This window comes from Streptomyces boluensis (assembly GCF_009908195.1).
Lineage (GTDB): Bacteria > Actinomycetota > Actinomycetes > Streptomycetales > Streptomycetaceae > Streptomyces > Streptomyces boluensis.
The window spans coordinates 1-2,871 of record NZ_JAAAHS010000599.1 but is presented as its reverse complement, the minus strand read 5'-3'; the positions used below and the strand labels follow the sequence as shown (position 1 = coordinate 2,871).

General features: G+C 72.8%; 2 protein-coding genes and 2 pseudogenes. All 4 read left to right on the top strand.

The annotated features are described in order from the left end of the window. On the top strand, positions 1 to 616 hold a 616-nt coding region (locus GUY60_RS36415; RefSeq protein WP_187370219.1), incomplete at its 5' end, for an EboA domain-containing protein. Continuing rightward, positions 616 to 1,470, top strand: a complete 855-nt coding sequence (locus tag GUY60_RS36410; protein WP_161705783.1) for a TatD family hydrolase — start codon at positions 616 to 618, stop codon at positions 1,468 to 1,470. The genes GUY60_RS36415 and GUY60_RS36410, both read left to right, overlap by 1 nt. A 3-nt stretch (positions 1,471 to 1,473) precedes the next feature. Next, positions 1,474 to 2,082, top strand: a pseudogene (locus GUY60_RS39855) (metabolite traffic protein EboE); the annotation flags it as partial. A 213-nt stretch (positions 2,083 to 2,295) separates the two neighbouring features. After that, positions 2,296 to 2,856, top strand: a pseudogene (locus GUY60_RS39850) (metabolite traffic protein EboE); the annotation flags it as partial. Between the last annotated feature and the right edge of the window lie 15 nt (positions 2,857 to 2,871).

The following is a 2,871-nucleotide window of genomic DNA, read 5'->3' as shown; positions in this document are numbered from 1 at the left end:
GTCCCCCTCCTCCCGAGGCCAGGGCCACGCCCAGGGCCAAAACCAACGCCACGGCCAAGACGCCCCCACCCCCGACGGCGACGCAGCCGACAGCCCTCAACTCCCCACACCCGCCTGGGAGCTCCGCTTCGCCGAAGCAGGGCGCCGCTGCGGTGCCGCGCACGCCGACAGCGTCCGACAACTGCTCCTCCGGACCGCCCACGCCGACCTGCCCACCGTCACCCGGCTCTACCGACAGGGCACCGCCGACGAACGCCGCGCCGTCCTCCTCTCCTTGCCCCACCTCCTGACCGGCCCGCAGGCCCTCCCGCTCACCGAGGACGCGCTCCGCACCAACGACCCCCGCCTGGTCACGGCCGCCGTCGGCGCCTACGCGGCCCAGCACCTCGACGCCCACGGCTGGCGGCACGCGATCCTCAAGTGCCTGTTCATCGGCGTACCGCTCGAGGCCGTCGCCGCCCTCGAGGCCCGCGCCCGTGGCGACGCCGAACTCGCCCGCATGCTCGGCGACTACGCCGCCGAACGCTCCGCCGCGGGCCGCACGGTGCCCGACGATCTCCACCGCGTCCTCACTCTCGCCCTGGCCGCGGCCGAGCCGTCCCGTAAGGAGTCCTGATGCGCCTCTTCGACCCGCACATCCACATGACCTCCCGGACCACCGACGACTACGAAGCCATGTACGCCGCCGGGGTGCGCGCGGTCGTGGAGCCGGCCTTCTGGCTCGGGCAACCCCGCACCTCCCCGGCCTCCTTCTACGACTACTTCGACGCCCTTCTCGGCTGGGAGCCGTTTCGCGCCGCGCAGTACGGCATCGCCCACCACTGCACGATCGCCCTCAACCCGAAGGAGGCCAACGACCCCCGCTGCACCCCCGTCCTGGACGCGCTGCCGCGTTACCTCGTCAAGGACGGGGTGGTCGCCGTCGGCGAGATCGGCTACGACTCCATGACCCCGGCCGAGGACGCAGCCCTCTCCGCCCAACTGCAGCTCGCCGCCGACCACGAACTGCCCGCGATGGTGCACACCCCGCACCGCGACAAGCTCGCCGGCCTGCGCCGCACCCTCGATGTGGTCACCGAGTCCGCGCTCGACCAGGAGTGGGTCCTGCTCGACCACCTCAACGAGACCACCGTCAAGGAAGCCAAGAACGCGGGCTGTTGGCTCGGTTTCTCCGTCTACCCCGACACCAAGATGGACGAGAACCGGATGGTGGAGATCCTGCGGACCTACGGGCCCGAGAAGGTCCTCGTCAACTCCGCCGCCGACTGGGGCAGGAGTGACCCGCTGAAGACCCGCAAGGTGGCCGACGCGATGCTGGCCGCGGGCTTCGCCGAGGCCGACGTGGACCAGGTGCTGTGGCGGAACCCGGTCGCGTTCTACGGACTCAGCGGCCGCCTCGTCCTCGATCCGCCCGGCACGGAGACGAAGGCCACCCACGAAGGGAACTCCATCCTGCGCGGAGGCGAGTGACCCATGCGCTTCCGGCACCCCGACGGCTCCACCGTCCACCTCGCCTACTGCACCAACGTCCACCCCGCCGAGACCCTCGACGGAGTCCGCGCCCAACTGCGCGACCACTGCGAACCGGTCCGCCGCCGCCTCGGCCGCGACCGGCTCGGCATCGGGCTCTGGCTGGCCAGGGACGCCGCCCGCGCCCTGACCTCCGATCCGGCGGCCCTCAGGGAACTGCGCACCGACCTCGACCGCCGCGGCCTCGAAGTGGTCACCCTCAACGGCTTCCCCTACGAGGGATTCGGCGCCCAGGAGGTCAAGTACCGGGTCTACAAGCCGGACTGGACCGACGCCGAGCGGCTCACCCACACCACCGACCTGGCCCGGCTGCTCACCGCGCTGCTCCCGGACGACGTGCGCGAAGGCAGCATCTCCACCCTGCCGCTCGCCTGGCGCACCCCGTTCACCGACCAGGACGCCGCCACCGCCCGCACCGCCCTGGTCACCCTCGCCGAGCGCCTGGACGCCCTCCAAGAGCTCACCGGCCGCTCCATCCGCGTCGGCCTGGAACCCGAGCCCGGCTGCGTCATCGAGACCACCGCCGACGCCATCGCCCCGCTCACGGCCGTACGCGACCAGATACAGCAGCGCACACCACCGGCGACGCCCCCGCAACAGACCGCCCCGCAACAGGCCCCCACGCCAGCCATGTCCAAAGCGACCGGCACGCCCACGCGGGCCTCCGCCACCCCACAGCCGACGCCACCCGCGTCGTCGAACGGGCTCCGGCGCCCCCTCGGGAGCTCGCAGGCCACCGCAACCACCGGAGCCACCGCAGCCCGAGCCGCCGACCGTATCGGTGTCTGTGTCGACACCTGCCATCTCGCCACCTCCTTCGAAGATCCGCACACCGCACTCGACGCCCTGGACGCGGCAGGCATCGCCATCCCCAAGGTCCAGCTCTCCGCCGCCCTGCACGCCGAGCAGCCCCAACACCCCGATGTCCGCGAGGCGTTGGCCGCCTTCGACGAGCCCCGCTTCCTGCACCAGACCCGCACCCGCCCCGGCGGCACCCTGCACGGAACCGACGACCTCGGCCCCGCCCTGTCCGGCGCGGTACTCCCCGACACCACCCCCTGGCGTGCCCACTTCCACGTGCCGCTGCACGCCGAGCCCGCGCCTCCGCTCACCTCCACCCTGTCCGTGCTCCGCGAGACCCTGGCCCGGCTTGTCGGCGGCGCACACCCGCGCACCCGGCACCTGGAGGTCGAGACCTACACCTGGCAGGCCCTGCCCCCCGCGCTGCGCCCCCGCGCCCGCAGCCGGCTCGCCGACGGCATCGCCGCCGAACTCACCCTCGCCCGCGATCTCCTCGTCGACCTCGGCCTCAAGGAACTGCCATGACCAACGCGCCGGCCC